The sequence below is a fragment of the Parasphingorhabdus sp. genome, from assembly GCF_059726685.1.
Genome location: NZ_AP041068.1, coordinates 1,527,554 through 1,544,252 on the forward strand (window position 1 = coordinate 1,527,554; position 16,699 = coordinate 1,544,252).

Here is a 16,699-nt window from a genome sequence, read left to right on the forward strand (position 1 = left end):
TCTGGCGGTGGCACGCATATGGCACATCTGTTTGATACACAGCTTTCTACATATATCCGCAACTCGGCCGCTCTTCTCATCATTACTGTTTCAGGCACCCTGCTGTTGGGAGTGCCGACAGCCTGGCTCACGTCGCGGTACAGTTTTCGGGGCAGGCGATTATTCGTCGTTGCGCTGCCCCTTTCATTGGCAATGCCAAGTTATGTTTCCGGCTATGCCTGGATGTCGATGACCGCTGTTGGCGGGCCGGTTCATGGTGTGACGGGTGGCTTTATACCCACTATCAGCGGGCTTTTCGGGGCCGGTTTTGTGTTCTCAATATCTTTCTATCCCTATGTTTATTTGCTCGCGCGGCAGGCTTTTGAGAATAGCGGTACCCACAGTTTTGAGGCTGCGCGGACATTGGGGGCGAGCCCGTTGAAAGCCTTTTTCAAGGTCTCCCTGCCTCTCGCCCGCCCCGCGATCATGGCTGGAACCGCATTGGTCGCGATGGAAACCCTTGCTGATTATGGCACGGTCGATTTCCTGGGTACTCCAACCTTTACCGTCGGTATTTTGCGCTCGTGGATTTCTTTTGGCGATCCGCAGGCTGCGGCCCGTCTGGCTCTGATCCTGTTGCTGGTGACACTAGTGATTTTCGGCGGTGAAAGATTGGCCCGGCGCGGTACCCGCGTGGCGGAGGCTGGCGGCCGCAACAAACCTCAGCACCGCGTCCAACTGTCGCCACGCGCTGCTGTGATTGCAGTCTTGTTTTGTACAGTGCCGGTATTTTTCGGCCTGATAGCGCCCGGCCTGCATCTCTTGTCGCTAGCGCTGGAGACTCAACCCGTCCGTTCTCCTGCTGATGCCTTTTGGGGCACTATAATGGTCGCGTCTCTATCCGCAGGCATTGCTGCTATTCTTGGTCTAGGAGCGGCCTACGCGGCGCGTACAGGCGGTTGGTTTGCAAATGCTTCGGTTCGTGCGGCCCACACGGGCTATGCTGTTCCTGGCGCGGTTGCAGCGCTTGGCGTTATAGCGCTGCTTGCCGCGTCACAGAATTTGCTCGATACGGTTTCGGGATCGGCGGCACCGATGATCGCGGGCGGAGGGTTGGTTGCCTTGCTGTTCGCTTATCAGGCACGGTTTGCAGCGGCCGCTATCGGTCCATGCGAAAGCGCATTGGTTCGCATCACACCGTCAATGGATCAAGCGGCCCGGTCACTGGGAGCCAGCCCATGGATGGTTATCGGCCGCATTCATTTTCCATTGGCCTTCAGCGGTATTGCCACAGCGGCTTTGTTGGTGTTTGTGGAAGTAATGAAAGAGCTTCCTGCCACAATGATTTTGCGTCCGCTGGATTTTGAAACACTGGCTGTCAGCGCGCATCATTATGCTTCGGACGAGCGATTGTCCCAGGCGGCCCTGCCATCGCTGATGCTTGTTGCTATCGGTCTGCCGATCATGATGACCGTCAGCTGGCTGGTATCGCGCCGCCAAACCGAAAGTGTCGGGACATGACGGATATTGTGATGGCCGGTCAGGGACTGGTGAAATCCCATAGGGGACGACGCGTACTCGACAATGTCGATATAGAATTGAAGCAGGGATGTATTACCGCAATTCTTGGCCCGTCAGGAGCCGGGAAATCGACTTTGCTGCGAGTGATGGCGGGTCTTGAGGATGTTGATTCAGGACAAGTTGCAGGATCGGGAAGACGGCTTACTGACGGCCACGTGATTGTTCCGCCGGAAAAACGCAGCGTTGGCTTAGTATTCCAGGACTTTTCGCTTTTTCCACATCTTACGGCCTTGGATAACGTCATGTTCGGTTTGCGGTCGGGCTCCGCTTCTTTGCGCCGGGAAACTGCTATGGCCCAGCTTGCGGCGGTGCAAATGGATGACAAGGCAGGGGCCTATCCGCACACGTTATCTGGCGGAGAACAACAACGTGTTGCTCTTGCTCGCGCTTTGGCACCGGAGCCGGAAATTGTCTTGCTAGATGAAGCCTTTTCCGGGCTTGATGCGCGTTTGCGGTCGGAACTGCGGGATATGGCGGTGCACGAACTGAAGAAATCCGGCGCCGCTGTCCTTGTCGTGACGCATGATGCGGAAGAAGCGCTCTTCATGGCCGACGAACTGGTTCTCATGGTTGACGGTGTGATTGTTCAGTCCGGGACACCTTCGGACGTGTATCTGCGGCCTGTGTCATTATCTGCGGCTCGTTTGCTTGGGGATGTTAATATCTGGACCGGTCCCGTTTCTGATGGCGTTCTGCACAGTCCTTTTGGGACGGTGAATGCCGATCATTTCGGCAATGCCCTCGAAGCGACGTTGTTAGTGCGACCAGAGGGCGTGATCCTGGATAGTAAGGCTTCTGACGGCGGATTTGCCGTGATGGAAGCCCATTCCCTTGGCGCCACGACTGCAATTGGGGTTCAGGCTCCTTCCGGAGAGACCTGGCAGGCGAGAGTGCCCACAGCATCAGGGATAAAGGCCGGAGACACAGTTGGTGTCGGTTTGGATCCGTCTCTTACCAGCATAGTGGCATAGCGGCAGCGCGGAGCGGATATCAGCGGTAAATAATCACTTCTGTGGTTTCATCGCGCCGGCCATCTCACGAAACAGATTGCCGACTGCCGGATTTTGTTTCCGTCCCATCAGGCTGACAATCACCGAGGCCAGCATTCCCAGAATGAAACCGGGGACAATTTCGTAAACCCAGTCGGACAGGGAACCACCAGCAATGGTCAAAGGTGCGTATAGCCAGAACAATACGGTGCCCGCGCCAATCACCATTCCGGCAAGTGCGCCATCGCGTGTTAGCCCATTCCAGTATAAGCTCAATAATATGATCGGGCCAAACGCAGCTCCAAATCCGGCCCAGGCATTGCTGACCAGGGAAAGCACATTGCTGTCACGGTCAAAGGCCAGTCCGATCGCCACTAGCGATACAGCCAGAACCGAAAGTCGGCCGATAAGTACCAGTTCTTTTTGGGATGCGGATTTACGGATGAATATCTTGTAGAAGTCTTCGGTCAATGAGCTTGAGGAGACCAGCAATTGTGAAGAAATCGTACTCATGATAGCCGCCAGGATGGCAGCCAAAAGAAAGCCGGAGATAAGCGGGTGGAAAAGAACCTGGGAGAGCAGAATGAAAATTGTTTCCGGATCATCAAGAGTCAGACCTTCAGACGTGACATAGGCCAACCCGAAAAGGCCGACCAGAACCGCACCGATGACCGTAATGATCATCCAGGTCATGCCTATCCATCTGGCTACGGCAATGTCTTTGAGGGATCGGATCGCCATGAAGCGAACAATGATGTGAGGCTGCCCGAAATATCCTAAGCCCCAAGCCAGACTTGATATGATACCCAATATGGTAGCACCCTCGAACCAGGTCAAAGCGTCTGTGTTGACGGAATTTATCGCTACCTCAGTCGGACCCCAGCCTCCCAGAACCTGCAGGGTGACAACTGGGACTACGACCAGTGCCAAAAACATGATGCAACCTTGCACGAAATCGGTCAGGCTAACGGCCAGAAATCCACCGAAAAGCGTATAGGCGATGACCACGCCAGCGGTAATGAAAAGCCCCAGCTCGTAATCAAAGCCAAATGAAGCCTCGAACAGCTTACCGCCCGCGACAATCCCTGCCGATGTGTACAGTGTGAAAAATATAACGATGACCAAAGAGGAAATGATGCGCAGCGAGTGGGACTTGTCCTGAAATCGTTTCTCAAAATAGTCCGGTATGGTGATCGCGTCATCAGCCATTTCGGTAAACACCCGCAACCGCGGTGCGACCAGCAGGTAGTTTAGATACGCACCGATGATCAGGCCTATGGCGATCCATGCAGCACTGAGCCCTGACAGATAGATAGCTCCGGGCAGTCCCATCAACATCCAGCCGCTCATATCCGATGCACCCGCCGAAAGTGCACCGACGGCTGGATGCAAATTGCGCCCTCCAAGCATATATTCAGAAACGTTGCTGGTCGACTTGCGCCAGGCATAAAGCCCGATAGCCATCATCAGGACGAAATAGGCTGCGAGCGAAATCATCTCTCCGAAATTCATCTGCATCCCCGCCTGTTCTGTGATCCCAGAAATCCACTACGCGTTTGCCCGTCTCTATGCACGAAATATCTGCCAGATATCTGAAGGGGTTCCAGCGCAATAACTATCGATCGAAGAAGACTAGTTACGCAAGCAGCGACACATTCCCGCCTGCGGCCGTTGTATCAATACAGACGTGCCGTTCGACTAGACAGCGGTTGGCAAAATCCTTTTCAGTGATGAGCGGAATCAACGGACCATCGCGGCTGGCCAGTGCCTTGCGGATATCCCGAATATCGTCTGCTTCACTCCAGCATACGACTGCATCTACTCCGGATAGCTGGGCAAGATGTTCGCGGCTCAAAAATCCGTCCAGCGCATTTTCTCCTACCGCTTCGGGAGTAACAATCAACGCTTCACACCCTTGCTCACGCGCCGTTTTTGCCTGTGTCTGCGCGTCCGCTGATGACGGACCCAGACACAATATCGTTCCGCGAGCATAAGTGAACAATTCATTGGACTCCCCGGTGGGTCCGGGCATCACTGCATGGTTACGCGGTCGGGGATCGACAGATGGCAGGTTTTCGATGGCCGTCTGAACCTTTTCCAGCGCCAGAGTTTTCCCCGTAACGATTGAGTTTCTCGGGCTGTTGCTTCTGAAAAAGCGCGGCAAATAATGTGGTCCTCCGGCCTTTGGCCCTGTGCCTGACAGACCTTCTCCACCAAACGGTTGGGAACCGACGACCGCGCCGACCTGATTGCGATTCACATAGATGTTGCCAACCTTCATCGCTGAACTCAGTTTGTCGATCCGCCGTTCGATCCGGGTCTGAAGGCCGAAGGTCAATCCGTAACCGCGATTATTGATATCACTGACAACGTTTTCCAGCTCCTCGTTTTCAAATGTCGCGACATGTAAAACCGGGCCAAATATCTCTTCGTCAAGATCATCGACGCCATTTATCCTGATCACTGCCGGTCCCACAAAATAACCACCTTCAGGACAGGCCAATTGCTTCACTAGTCTGCCTTCTTCTTTTGCGCGATTTACATGAGCTGTGATTTTCTTGCGAGCCGCCTTGTCAATTACGGGCCCGATATCCGTGGACAGCCACCACGGATTTTCCAGCTCCAGCGCATCCATTGCACCGTCCAGCATTTTCAGAAACGGCGTGGCAATATCCTTGTGCAGATATAAAACCCGCAAGGCCGAGCACCTTTGCCCGGCTGACTGAAATGCTGAGGTGATGATGTCGCGTACCGATTGTTCCGGTAACGCCGTGGAATCCACAATCATGCAATTAAGACCGCCGGTCTCTGCGATCAAAAGAGCATCAGCTTCCCCATTTTCAGAGAGGTTCCGATTGATGGTCTGTGCCGTTGCAGTGGAACCGGTAAAGCATACGCCCTGAATGCGTTTGTCACCGCTAATAGCCGCGCCCACTGTCGCCCCTGCACCCGGTAGCAATTGCAGGGACGCGAGAGGCACCCCCGCTTCGTGCAGCAGATTGGTAGCCAGAGCAGCAATCAAAGGCGTTTGATCTGCCGGTTTTGCTAGTACAGCGTTGCCAGCCGCCAGCGCCGCGGCAATCTGTCCCGTGAAAATGGCCAGCGGGAAGTTCCATGGCGAAATACAACTGATAATTCCGCGCGGTTCTTTTTCCGGCGCCTGTTCGGCCTCCTTGGCATAGTAGCGCAGAAAATCGACCGCTTCGCGCAACTCGGCAATCGTATCAAACTGTGTTTTGCCAGCCTCTCTTGCCAACAACGCGAAAATCTCACCATGATGCTGCTCAAAAAGATCAGCTGCCCTTCGCAAGACGGCAGCGCGTTCATTGACCGGTGCATCCCAGATATGCGCATCTTCTATAGCGTTGGCGGCTTGTAATACATCCGCTTCAATTACTTCTCCCACCTCGTTTTCGCGCAAGGCGGGATTGAATATCTTGCGTGTTGTATCGCTGGTGACAGGTCGGACGGTGATCGGCGCGGCTCGCCAGAGTTTTTCAGCAAATGGAGCGCGCTCAGACACATATTCGTTCATGTCCATACGATTGGCCAGATCCCAGCCGCGGGAATTGACGCGATCTGGTTGATATAAGTCCGAAGGTTTGACGATCTTTGACAGATTTTGCTGCTGATCGGTTGCCAGAGTCTCGAAAGGATCGGTGGCAATCATTTCAGCGGGGACCGCGTGATTGGCCAGTTGATTTACAAAGGATGAGTTTGCACCGTTTTCCAACAAGCGCCGAACCAGATAAGCTAGCAATTCGCGGTGCTTTCCTACCGGAGCGTAAATCCGTGATCGGACTTTTTCGTTACGCAGCAATGCAGCATGTAATGTTTCACCCATGCCATGCAGCCTCTGAAACTCATAGTCTTTGCTGTTGCCGGCCATCTCAAGAATGGCCGCGACGCTGTGCGCGTTATGTGTTGCAAATTGCGGGTAAATGCGATCTGTCATTTTCAAAAGCTGCGCCGCGCAGCAGATATAGCTGATATCCGTTGCTGATTTGGTCGTGAATACGGGAAAATCGGGCACGCCGTCCATTTGTGCGCGCTTAATCTCGCTGTCCCAGTAGGCGCCTTTAACTAACCGGACCATGATCTTCCTGTCGAGCTGCGTCGCAAGTGTGTAAAGCCAATCAAGGACAAAGCTGGCCCGCTTGCCAAACGCCTGCACCACAACGCCAAAGCCGTCCCACCCTGCGAGACGTGGATCGCTTAGCACCATTTCAATCATATCTATGGACAGGCCGAGCCGGTAAGCCTCTTCGGCATCAATATTCAAACCAATATTGGCGTCGCGTGCTATACGCGCGAGCTCGCCTACCCGTTCCGCAAGAGCAGGAACCGCTTTTGCCTGCTGACTCATCTCGTAGCGAGGGTAAAGGGCGGATAACTTGATCGAAAGGCCGGGGTTTTGACGCAGATCGTCGGAATGCGAGACGCGGGCTATTTCTTCTATCGCGTCAGAATAGGCCTTGAAATAACGATCCGCATCATCTTGTGTGATCGCAGCCTCACCGAGCATATCATAGGAATAGGTTGCTCCCTTGGCCTTCCATTTTTCAGCCCGCTTCAATGCCAGTGTCATGTCTTCGCCGAGTACAAATTGATTGCCGAGCTCTTTCATGGCCTGGCGGACGGCAACCCGGATCACAGGCTCGCCCAACCGCTTAATTGCGCCTCTCAGAGCCTCGAGCGGTCCTCGGCTTTCCGGTTCCTGTATTACACTACGTGTCATCGTGAGTGCGTAAGTCGATGCATTGACCAGCGCGCTGTCTGACTGACCGATATGATCTCGCCAGTTGGAGGGACCGATCTTGTCCTCAATCAGGTCATCAATCGTCTCGTTATCTGGAACACGCAACAGGGCTTCCGCTAATGTCATAAGCGCGAGACCTTCATCTGAGGAAAGGCCATATTCGCCCAGAAAGCTCTCAGTCAGTGTCGGTCCTGATGCGCGTCTGACCTCCTGAACGACTTGTATAGCCCGTTCCCGAATTCGGATGCGCGTGTTTTCATCAGGACCAAATGTTGATGTGAGATATTCCAGAATTTCGGCTTCGTCAGCGCGATGATGGGCACGAATTTTTTCACGGTGATCAAGCAGAATATTCATGGTTTATCAGTGTCCTCGGAAACTAATGGATGAACTCTCGGGGCTGTGCATTCGAATGTAGAAATGGTGAAGGTTTTTGCCTGATATTCTGATTCGATAATATCGCTTTGCCTTCAATTTTCCGGGGTATCGCAATTTGGGCTTTGAACACAAGCTTTGTGAAATTGTGCTGTCGATTTGGAGTGATGCAAGCGTTGCATAAACCGTAACCCATCCCTTGTGTGATACCTTAGCGGCGCTAATACCCTACGATTGCGACCGCCCAGCGATTTTGGTTCCGGAAAGCAGATATTTGCGAAATCTCATTATTATGTTCCCCAAGTCATTTAATGTCAGCCCTATTATTCAGTAAAATCAGTGCCTATATTCCCGGACTCATGAACCTCTCCGTCAAGCAAATTGAATCTCCAATGATCAAGACATGCTCCATCTGGCGGTCGTTGGAAATTCTGGGCGATACGCCTATTTTGCTCATTTTGGAATCAATGTGGTTGGGTTCAACGCGGTTCAAGGAGCTTAAGAATCGAACGGGTTTGCAAAAAGCTCTGCTTTCAAATCGTTTGCAGCGACTCATCAAAAACGGCCTGCTTCGTAAAGGACAAGCCGCCGGCGGTTCCAAGCATCTGGAATATCGATTGACCGAGAAAGGGGTCGACCTGTTTCCCACTGTCCTGACGCTGTACGTATGGGAACGAAAATGGGGATCGGCTGATAGCCGGCGTAATTTGGAGCTGCAGCATGAAGCCTGCGGATCGCGGTTGAACCCGATTCCGGTTTGCCGGTCATGCGGCAAAGCTTTCGGTTTGCATGAGGTTTCTTTCGTGGAAGGCCCGGGCGTCGGATTGATGCCCGCATCCTATAGCCGAAGGCGCAATCAGGTGACCTTTCAGTCGGATCACCCTTCCTTGTTGCGGGGTTCGGTGGAAATTTTGGGAGATCGTTGGTCTGCCCTGATCATGCGAGCAGTCTTCACCGCATTACGGCGTTTTGACGAGATCGAAGTTGATACCGGCGCTTCGCCAGCCATTGTTGCTGATCGTCTGAAAAATCTTGTCGCAATCGATGTCCTGAAAGCGAGGCCCTATAATCATCACCCTTTGAGGAATGAGTATTTCCTGACGACCAAGGGGTTGGAATATTATTCCGTGATCATGATGTTGATGCTGTGGGGAGACAAATATTACGGTGCCGCAGAAGGGCCGCCGGTTATCCTGACTCACACCAGTTGTGGGGCCCAATTGATTCCGGAAATTTCATGCGGCAGTTGTGACAAGACGGTCGCGCCGCAAGATGTCGCCATTGTCGGCCTGAACGACTGATACCGCTCTTCTGAAAACGAATGGATATTGCTTGACGAGCGCAGCGCGATGCTCTTTAGATCAGTGACTTTAATAAACATACCAAAAATGTGGAGTCCCCTCTATTGTCCCAGTCAGCTACCGCAGTGAAAACTACATTGTCGCCAAACGATCACCCCTATCTCAACGGCGCATGGACACCCAATTTCGAAGAGTATGACAGTGATAATCTTGAAATTATTGGTGAAATCCCAGCGGATATTGACGGTATATATGTACGCAACACGGAAAATCCGGTGCATGATGCCATAGGCCGGTACCATCCCTTTGATGGTGACGGGATGTTGCACATGATGCAGCTTTCAGGTGGAAAGGCGGAATATAAAAACCGTTTCATCCGCACCCGTGGTTTCGAGGCGGAGCAGGAAGCCGGGCGTTCCTTGTGGATTGGCTGCATGGGCAACCCCAAAAAATCGGAACGAACCGGCTGGGGCGCGCACGGGCATATCAAGGACAGTTCGTCAACCGATGTGGTTGTTCATGCTGGCAGTATATTGTCGACATTCTGGCAATGCGGAGAAGGCTATCGTTTAGACCCGGCGACATTGGAAACACTGGGTATCGAAGGTTGGGCTCCGATTGATGGTATCTCCGCCCATCCCAAACTGGATACCAACACCGGGGAGCTACTGTTTTTCAACTATTCCACACATGCCCCATATATGCATTACGGGGTTGTCGGAGCAGACAATAAGTTGAAGCATTATATTCCTGTTGAGTTGCCAGCGCCGCGTTTGCCGCATGATATGTGCTTTTCGAGAAACTATTCCATCCTGAATGATTTCCCGATGTTCTGGCCGCAGGCTGCAATCGATAATGGTTTCTACATCCCTGTCTTTGACAAGAATATGAAGTCACGATTTGCTGTGATACCGCGCCATGGGAACCCGGAAGACATAAAATGGTTTGAAGCGGATTCAACCTACGTCCTGCACTTCATGAATGCCTATGAGGAGGGGCATGAACTAGTCATGGATGGCTATTTTCAGGAAGATCCGCGGCCGGATCCGCTGCAATCCATGCCCGACGAATATAAAGCCATGGGATCCAATCTCGATCTTCATTCCCTGAAAACTCATCTGCATCGCTGGCGGTTCAATCTGGAAACCGGTGAGACGGCTGAGGAGCGTTTGTATGATGACGAGATTGTCGAGTTTGGTACAATCAACCCGGCTGTTGCAGGCGAGAAGCATCGCTATGTCTACAGCGTAACTGGTGAAGATGGCTATTTCCTGTTCACTGGTATGATCAAACATGATCTGGAAACCGGTGAAACCCAGCATTATGAATTCGGTCCAGGCCGCTATGGTTCCGAAGCCCCATTCATTGCACGCAAAGATGGGAAATCGGAAGATGATGGCTATTTGATCAGTTTTATTACAGACATGCATCTCGATCGTTCGGAATGTGTGATAATGGACGCGAAAAATTTGGAAGCGGGACCAATATGTCAGATCATATTGCCGCACAGGATCTGCAGTGGCACACATGCCGTATGGGCAAATGCGGATGAACTGCGCTAAGGGGTTTTACTATGTCTCGGAAAATCTATGTTCTAGGCGGTCATCAAACCGATTTTGCCCAAAACTGGACGCGGGAAGACATGTCCCTGTTCGATCTGTTCTCGACATCCGTTCTTAAGGCATTGGAAAAAACAAAACTTGAACCGAAAGATATAGAAGTCGGCCATGTCGGCAATTTCGTAGCAGAATTGTTCACCGGTCAGGGTATGTTGGGCGGTTTTTTCGGCCATGTGCATAGAGATTTTGCTGGTATGCCAGCCTCCCGGCACGAAGGTGCCTGTGCGTCCGGATCGCTGGCGATTTTAGGCGCAATGACCGATATCGAAAGCGGCCGTTATGACCTGGCCTGTGTGGCCGGCGTGGAACTGATGCGCAACGTGTCAGGTGCGCAGGCAGCGGACAATCTGGGAGCGGCGATCTATGTCGGTGAAGAGGGGCAGGATGCCAAGTATATCTGGCCTGCGATGTTTTCCGATCTCGCCGAGGAATATGACAAGAGATATGGTCTGCGCCATGAACATCTGATGGAAATTTCCAAGACTAATTTCGATAATGCGCGGCGCAACCCTAATGCGCAGAGCCGAGACTGGACGTTTGGTGATAAAAGTTTCACGCAGGATGATGAGTATAATCCGGTCATAGAAGGCTGGATGCGTAGGCAGGATTGCGGGCAGGTGTCCGATGGTGCTGCCGTAGTCATTCTGGCTTCCGAAGAGCGCGCAAAACAATATGCAGACGCGCGCGGTATAGCGTTGGAAAGCCTGCCGCAGATTAAAGGATGGGGCCATAGCACCGCGCCGATGTTGATGCGCACCAAATTGGCGGATAGCGCGAATGACGACTATGTTCTGCCGTGGACACGAAAAGCCATCACTGACGCGTATCGGCGTGCAGGTATTGCCGGGCCGGCACAACTGGATGCCATCGAAACTCATGACTGCTTTTCAGTGACCGAATATATGGCCATTGAACATTTCGGGATCACCGCACCCGGCGAAGCCTGGAAAGCGATTGAAGAGGGTGTGATTGCTTTTGACGGTAGCTTGCCAGTCAATCCATCGGGCGGACTGATCGGAATGGGACATCCGGTTGGTGCAACAGGTGTCCGGATGATGCTTGATGCGGCAAAGCAGGTAACAGGGAAAGCCGGAGACTATCAGGTTGAAGGCGCAAAAAACGTCGGCACGTTTAATGTCGGGGGATCAGGAACGACAAATTGTTCTTTTGTCGTCGGAGTTTAAGGGGGAGGTAGCGGTGAATTCAAAAATACTGATCGGTCTTATCATATCAGTTGGGCTGGGCGTAGCTGTTGCGTTTGCGGGTAGTCAGGGCGGAATGATATTTGGCGCTATGCCGGTGTTTTTGCTGTGCGGTATCCTGGCCTATGCCATCAACTGGCTGGCTTTCATCCCTGCCAACATGGCCCAGACAGAAAAATTCTATGATCTGACTGGCTCCATTACCTATCTTACAATAATGATCGTCGCATGCGCGTTGTCTGCACCGGTTGATCTTCGTGCTATCATTGTGGCCTCAATGGTAGCGGTCTGGGCGCTTCGACTGGGATCGTTTCTGTACTTGCGGATAAAGGCGGATGGTCATGATCAGCGGTTTGACCAGATAAAGATTTCACCACCGCGTTTCTTTCTGACTTGGACTTTGCAAGGGCTATGGGTTCTGCTGACGGCAGCCAGTGCCTTGGTCATCATTACAAATGCAACGCGGCTTCCACTGGATATTTTTGCCTATATCGGCGTCGGCTTGTGGATTGCCGGTTTCGTGATCGAAGCGGTTGCTGATCGGCAAAAAAGGACATTTCGTAGCAACCCAGAAAACAAGGGGCGCTTTATATCTTCGGGCCTGTGGGCCTGGTCGAGACATCCCAACTACTTTGGGGAAATCCTGCTCTGGACAGGCATAACTGTCATGTCATTGCCGCTTCTGTCCGGTTGGCAATGGGTAACGATTATCTCTCCGATTTTTGTCACGACCTTGCTGATGCGGGTCAGCGGTGTGCCCAAACTGGAGGCTGCGGGACAGAAAAGGTGGGGAGATGATCCGGATTATATTGAATATTGTAAATCGGTTCCCGTCCTGATCCCCAGGCCGCCCAAGAGCAGCTAAGCAGGTCTGTGTTGGCCGCGATGCCGCTCTGCCATATTCCCTGACCATGGCTTGACAAGGCCCCAAATCGATTTAGGTCGTCACCAACAACTGGAGATTTATCATGCGTGAAGCTGTCGTCGTATCCTATGCCCGTACCGGACTTGCTAAAGCCGGACGAGGTGGGTTTAACATCACGCCACCAATGACGATGGCGGCGCACGCCATCAAACATGCCGTTGCCAAGTCGGGTGTAGAGAGTGACTTTGTCGACGACAGCCTGATGGGCAATGTCGCCCATGCTGCGCCAAATATCGGTCGCAATGCCGCGCTTCTTGCAGGGCTTCCCAAAACCACAGCGGGTGCCACGATCAACCGTTTCTGTTCGTCCGGGATGCAAGCCATCGCCATGGCGGCAAACCATATTCGCGGCGATGGCGCGGATTGTGTTGTCGCTGGCGGGGTCGAGAGTATTTCAATGCAAGGGCAGCGTGCACCGGAAGGCAGCATTGATAACGCAATTCTGAAAATTGCACCGGATATCTTCATGCCGATGATTGATACAGCGGATATTGTCGCGGAGCGTTACAATGTCAGCCGCGAATATCAGGATGAATATTCCCTGCAATCACAGCAGCGTATGGCAAAGGCTCAGGAAGCCGGGCTTTTTGCCGATGAAATCGTACCGATGCAGACGAAGATGAAAGTCGTCGACAAGGAAACCAAGGAAGAAAGCATTGTCGATTACACGGTCGATCGGGATGAATGCAATCGTCCGACAACGACCCTCGAAGGTCTCGCCAAATTACAGCCGGTTATGGGCGAAGGCAAATATATCACCGCCGGCAATGCCAGCCAATTGTCGGATGGCGCCGCCGCGGTTTTGTTGATGGAAGCTAAAGAGGCCGAACGGCGCGGGCTGGAACCACTGGGCCGTTTCGTATCCTGGGCAGTCGCCGGGTGTGAACCAGACGAAATGGGCATTGGGCCGGTTTTTGCGGTGCCGAAGCTTCTCGAACGACAAGGCCTGACGGTCGATGATATCGATATCTGGGAACTCAATGAAGCCTTTGCGAGCCAGTGTCTCTACAGCCGCGATCGTCTGGGCATTGATCCGGAAAGATATAACGTCAATGGCGGCTCCATTTCCATCGGCCACCCGTTTGGCATGACTGGCGCGCGCTGCGCCGGGCATTTGTTGCAGGAAGGCCGCCGTCGCGGTGCAAAATGGGGCGTGGTCACCATGTGTATTGGCGGTGGTCAGGGCGGAGCAGGTCTGTTCGAAATCTACCCCTGAACGTTTGAGATAGCGAACACCCCCAGCATTTTAAGGAATAGAAGCAGTTTTGGATCAACTAACGGACGAACAAGTCGAACGCCGGCTTTCGGAAGCTTTGGCGAATCGCTCCTCCGTGCCCGCGGACAAGCTGATAGCCGGATTGCTCCGCACCTTTAAGCTCACGGCAGGCGCTGATGACGAGTTTCTCTATCCCGCGCTTTCATCGACGGCACGCGAGCGTATTTTTGGCGGGCAGGTGATTGCACAGGCTATTGTCGCTGCCGATCAAACCGTTGATGAAGAGAAGACCATCCATTCGCTCCATTCCTATTTTTTGCGCGCGGGAGACGAGACCAAGCCGCTGCATTTTCGGGTGCATCGCGACTTTGACGGGCGCAGCATCTCCAACCGCCGGGTTGTTGTGCGTCAGGATGACAAGGTCATATTCAATCTGACGGCCTCTTTTCAAAAACCGGCTGACGGACTTCATCATCAGGTGTCGATGCCCGATGTCCTGCCGCCCGACCAATGCATGAGTATGATGGAGCAAATCGCCCGCAACCCGCAAGTGTCGGACAAGCATATTGAGCGGATGAGCATGCCGCGTCCCTTTGATGTCCGAAGCTTTCGTCCGGAAGGCAAAAGCGAAACCGCGCGCCAATATCAATGGTTCAAGACGGTTGCGCCGCTGCCCGATGATCCGCTTACCCACAGGGCCACGCTGGCCTTCGCATCCGATATGGGATTGCTTTCTACGTCGATGATTCCGCACGGATTGCATTGGACCACGCCCGGATTATTCTCGACCAGCCTTGATCATGCGATGTGGTTCCATGACGATTTCAGGATGGATCAGTGGATTTGCTATGTGATGGACAGCGATTGGACCGGCGGTACCCGCGGCCTCAATCGCGGTTCGCTGTATACGCAGGATGGCAAGCTGGTTGCATCCGCCGTGCAGGAAGGCCTTGTTCGGGTTACGCCGAAAAGCGACTGACAGTCAGAATAACGACTTCAGATCGCGTTTCAGTATTTTGCCATTGGCGTTGCGCGGCAAGCTTTCGGCGCTGAACAGGACTTTTACCGGCACCTTGAAATTTGCGAGCCGGGCGCGAACCCATTCCTGCAATTCGGCTTCAGTGGCACTTTGGCCCTGCACCAGATTCACGACCGCCGCCGGTTCTTCGCCCAGAGTCTTGTGCTCTATACCAATCAAGGCCGCATCCATCACCGCCGGATGATCATAAAGGACATTCTCGACCTCCGATGAGTAGATATTCTCACCTCCGCGAATGATCATGTCTTTTGCGCGGTCGACAATATGGCAGAAGCCTTCATCGTCTAGACGCGCCAGATCGCCTGTCCGGACCCAGCCATCGACGAAGGTTTCGGCGGTTGCGTCCGGCCGGTTCCAATAGCCTTTCACCACCATCGGTCCGCGCGCCCAAAGTTCGCCTACTTCGCCAATTGGCATTTCGTGGGCGCCATCCTCGCTCATGACTTTCAGGTCGGCCGCAGCCACCGGCGGGCCGCAGCTGGTCGGGCGATTAAGATAATCCTCGGCGCTATGCGATGTAACCGTCGCCATGGTTTCGGTCATGCCCCAGCCATTGCCGGGCAGGGCGCCAAAAACCTCGTAGATTTTGCGGGCCAATTCCGGCGCGGACGGCGCGCCGCCATAGCTGATCGCGTCGATCGAACTCAGATCATATTTGTCGCGATCCGGATGCTCGATCAATTGCCAAGCGATAAACGGTACACCGCCGGTGGCATTGACCTTTTCCCGCTCGATAATCTCCATAGCCCGTACCGTATCCCATTTATGCAGGAATACCATCTTATGGCCGCCATGCACGGTCGGCATCATAATCGCGGAACAGGCGGTGCAGTGGAACATCGGCACTACCGTCAGGCCGACCCGAACCGTGGGTTCCGGCAGCTCATTGCCCCGCCGCAAGGCAGCTGCCGCGCCTGAATAGCCCACCGAAATCGCATTGGTGGTCAGGTTGCGATGTGTGCCGAGTGCGCCTTTGGGCTGGCCGGTTGTACCGCTGGTGTAGAATATCGTTGCTGGATCATCAGGGGCCATGTCTACGGCTGGCAGATCCTGATCCGGAAGATCGCCATAATCATTGGGCCGCCCGATAATCTCTTCCAGCGCCCGCGCGGGATTGGCCAATGCGTTCTGGTTCCGCGCCACAATGACATGTTTCAGATCGGGGAGATCGCTCAGATGCGAAGATATCCGGTCCCATCGCTCGGCATCGCAGAGCAGCACGCTCGTCTCTGAATTTGCAAGGCCAAAGACCAGTTCCTGATCCGTCCACCAGGCGTTGAGCGGCACAACAATAGCCCCGATAGAAGCAGCCGCGAAGAAGATCACCGGCCATTCCGGCAAATTGCGCATGGCGAGCGAAACCCGGTCGCCTTTGGAGACTCCAATATTCTGAAGCTCCACCGCCAGAGCCGCCACAGCACGATACCAATTGGCATAGGTTACGCGCTCGTCCTCAAATATCAGAAATTCGCTATCGCCATGGCCGCGCGCATGTTCCGCCATCGCCGCGAGTGTGGGATGGGCATTTTTCCAGACGCGGGTTTCCACGCCATCAATATCGACCATCTCCATTTCAAACGGCTGGCCCGGCGCGCATAGCAAGGCGTCTACCTCTTTGCGTGATCGTACGGGCCATCCAGCGGGCGGTGTCCACTTTTCCAGTGGATCTATAGCTTCAGCTGACAAACATATTCTCCTAATCGATAGACGCGAC

Annotated in this window: 11 protein-coding genes; 8 read left to right on the forward strand and 3 right to left on the reverse strand. The window is 53.5% G+C overall.

Annotated features, from left to right (window positions below; genetic code table 11):
* Positions 1 to 18: 18 nt before the first annotated feature.
* Together AC6I9Z_RS07595 and AC6I9Z_RS07600 are read left to right on the forward strand one after the other, a co-directional pair.
* Positions 19 to 1,500, forward strand: coding sequence for an ABC transporter permease (locus AC6I9Z_RS07595; protein ID WP_461454878.1), 1,482 nt, complete (start codon positions 19 to 21; stop codon positions 1,498 to 1,500).
* Positions 1,497 to 2,531: an ABC transporter ATP-binding protein gene (locus AC6I9Z_RS07600; RefSeq protein ID WP_461454880.1), complete on the forward strand. Its 1,035-nt coding sequence runs from the start codon at positions 1,497 to 1,499 to the stop codon at positions 2,529 to 2,531. The genes AC6I9Z_RS07595 and AC6I9Z_RS07600 overlap by 4 nt, the downstream gene beginning before the upstream one ends.
* A gap of 33 nt (positions 2,532 to 2,564) precedes the next feature.
* On the opposite strand, the gene putP is transcribed toward AC6I9Z_RS07600, so the two are convergent.
* A complete protein-coding gene (putP, locus tag AC6I9Z_RS07605; RefSeq protein ID WP_461454882.1) occupies positions 2,565 to 4,061 on the reverse strand; it encodes a sodium/proline symporter PutP in 1,497 nt (498 codons plus the stop codon).
* Between the two features lie 124 nt (positions 4,062 to 4,185).
* Positions 4,186 to 7,665, reverse strand: a complete 3,480-nt coding sequence (putA, locus tag AC6I9Z_RS07610; RefSeq protein WP_461454884.1) for a bifunctional proline dehydrogenase/L-glutamate gamma-semialdehyde dehydrogenase PutA — start codon at positions 7,663 to 7,665, stop codon at positions 4,186 to 4,188.
* A gap of 410 nt (positions 7,666 to 8,075) precedes the next feature.
* On the opposite strand from putA, the gene AC6I9Z_RS07615 reads away from it, so the two are divergent.
* The 6 genes from AC6I9Z_RS07615 (at position 8,076) to AC6I9Z_RS07640 (ending at position 14,925) form a co-directional block, all read left to right on the forward strand.
* A complete protein-coding gene (locus AC6I9Z_RS07615; RefSeq protein ID WP_461454886.1) occupies positions 8,076 to 8,984 on the forward strand; it encodes a winged helix-turn-helix transcriptional regulator in 909 nt (302 codons plus the stop codon).
* 104 nt (positions 8,985 to 9,088) lie between these two features.
* Positions 9,089 to 10,546 (forward strand): carotenoid oxygenase family protein, encoded by a 1,458-nt coding sequence (locus AC6I9Z_RS07620; RefSeq protein ID WP_461454888.1) that lies wholly within the window; start codon positions 9,089 to 9,091, stop codon positions 10,544 to 10,546.
* Positions 10,547 to 10,557: 11 nt separating this feature from the next.
* On the forward strand, positions 10,558 to 11,787 hold the full coding sequence (locus AC6I9Z_RS07625; RefSeq protein WP_461454890.1) for an acetyl-CoA acetyltransferase: 1,230 nt from the start codon (positions 10,558 to 10,560) through the stop codon (positions 11,785 to 11,787).
* Between the two features lie 13 nt (positions 11,788 to 11,800).
* A complete protein-coding gene (locus tag AC6I9Z_RS07630) occupies positions 11,801 to 12,670 on the forward strand; it encodes a DUF1295 domain-containing protein (RefSeq protein WP_461454892.1) in 870 nt (289 codons plus the stop codon).
* A 103-nt stretch (positions 12,671 to 12,773) separates the two neighbouring features.
* On the forward strand, positions 12,774 to 13,946 hold the full coding sequence (locus AC6I9Z_RS07635; protein ID WP_461454894.1) for a thiolase family protein: 1,173 nt from the start codon (positions 12,774 to 12,776) through the stop codon (positions 13,944 to 13,946).
* A 49-nt stretch (positions 13,947 to 13,995) separates the two neighbouring features.
* Entirely contained in the window at positions 13,996 to 14,925 is a 930-nt protein-coding gene (locus tag AC6I9Z_RS07640; RefSeq protein ID WP_461454896.1) for an acyl-CoA thioesterase, read from the forward strand.
* 3 nt (positions 14,926 to 14,928) lie between these two features.
* Here the strand turns inward: AC6I9Z_RS07640 and AC6I9Z_RS07645 are convergent, their stop codons facing one another.
* The gene (locus AC6I9Z_RS07645; protein ID WP_461454898.1) at positions 14,929 to 16,671 is read right to left on the reverse strand and encodes a class I adenylate-forming enzyme family protein; all 1,743 of its coding nucleotides are present in this window, start codon (positions 16,669 to 16,671) and stop codon (positions 14,929 to 14,931) included.
* Between the last annotated feature and the right edge of the window lie 28 nt (positions 16,672 to 16,699).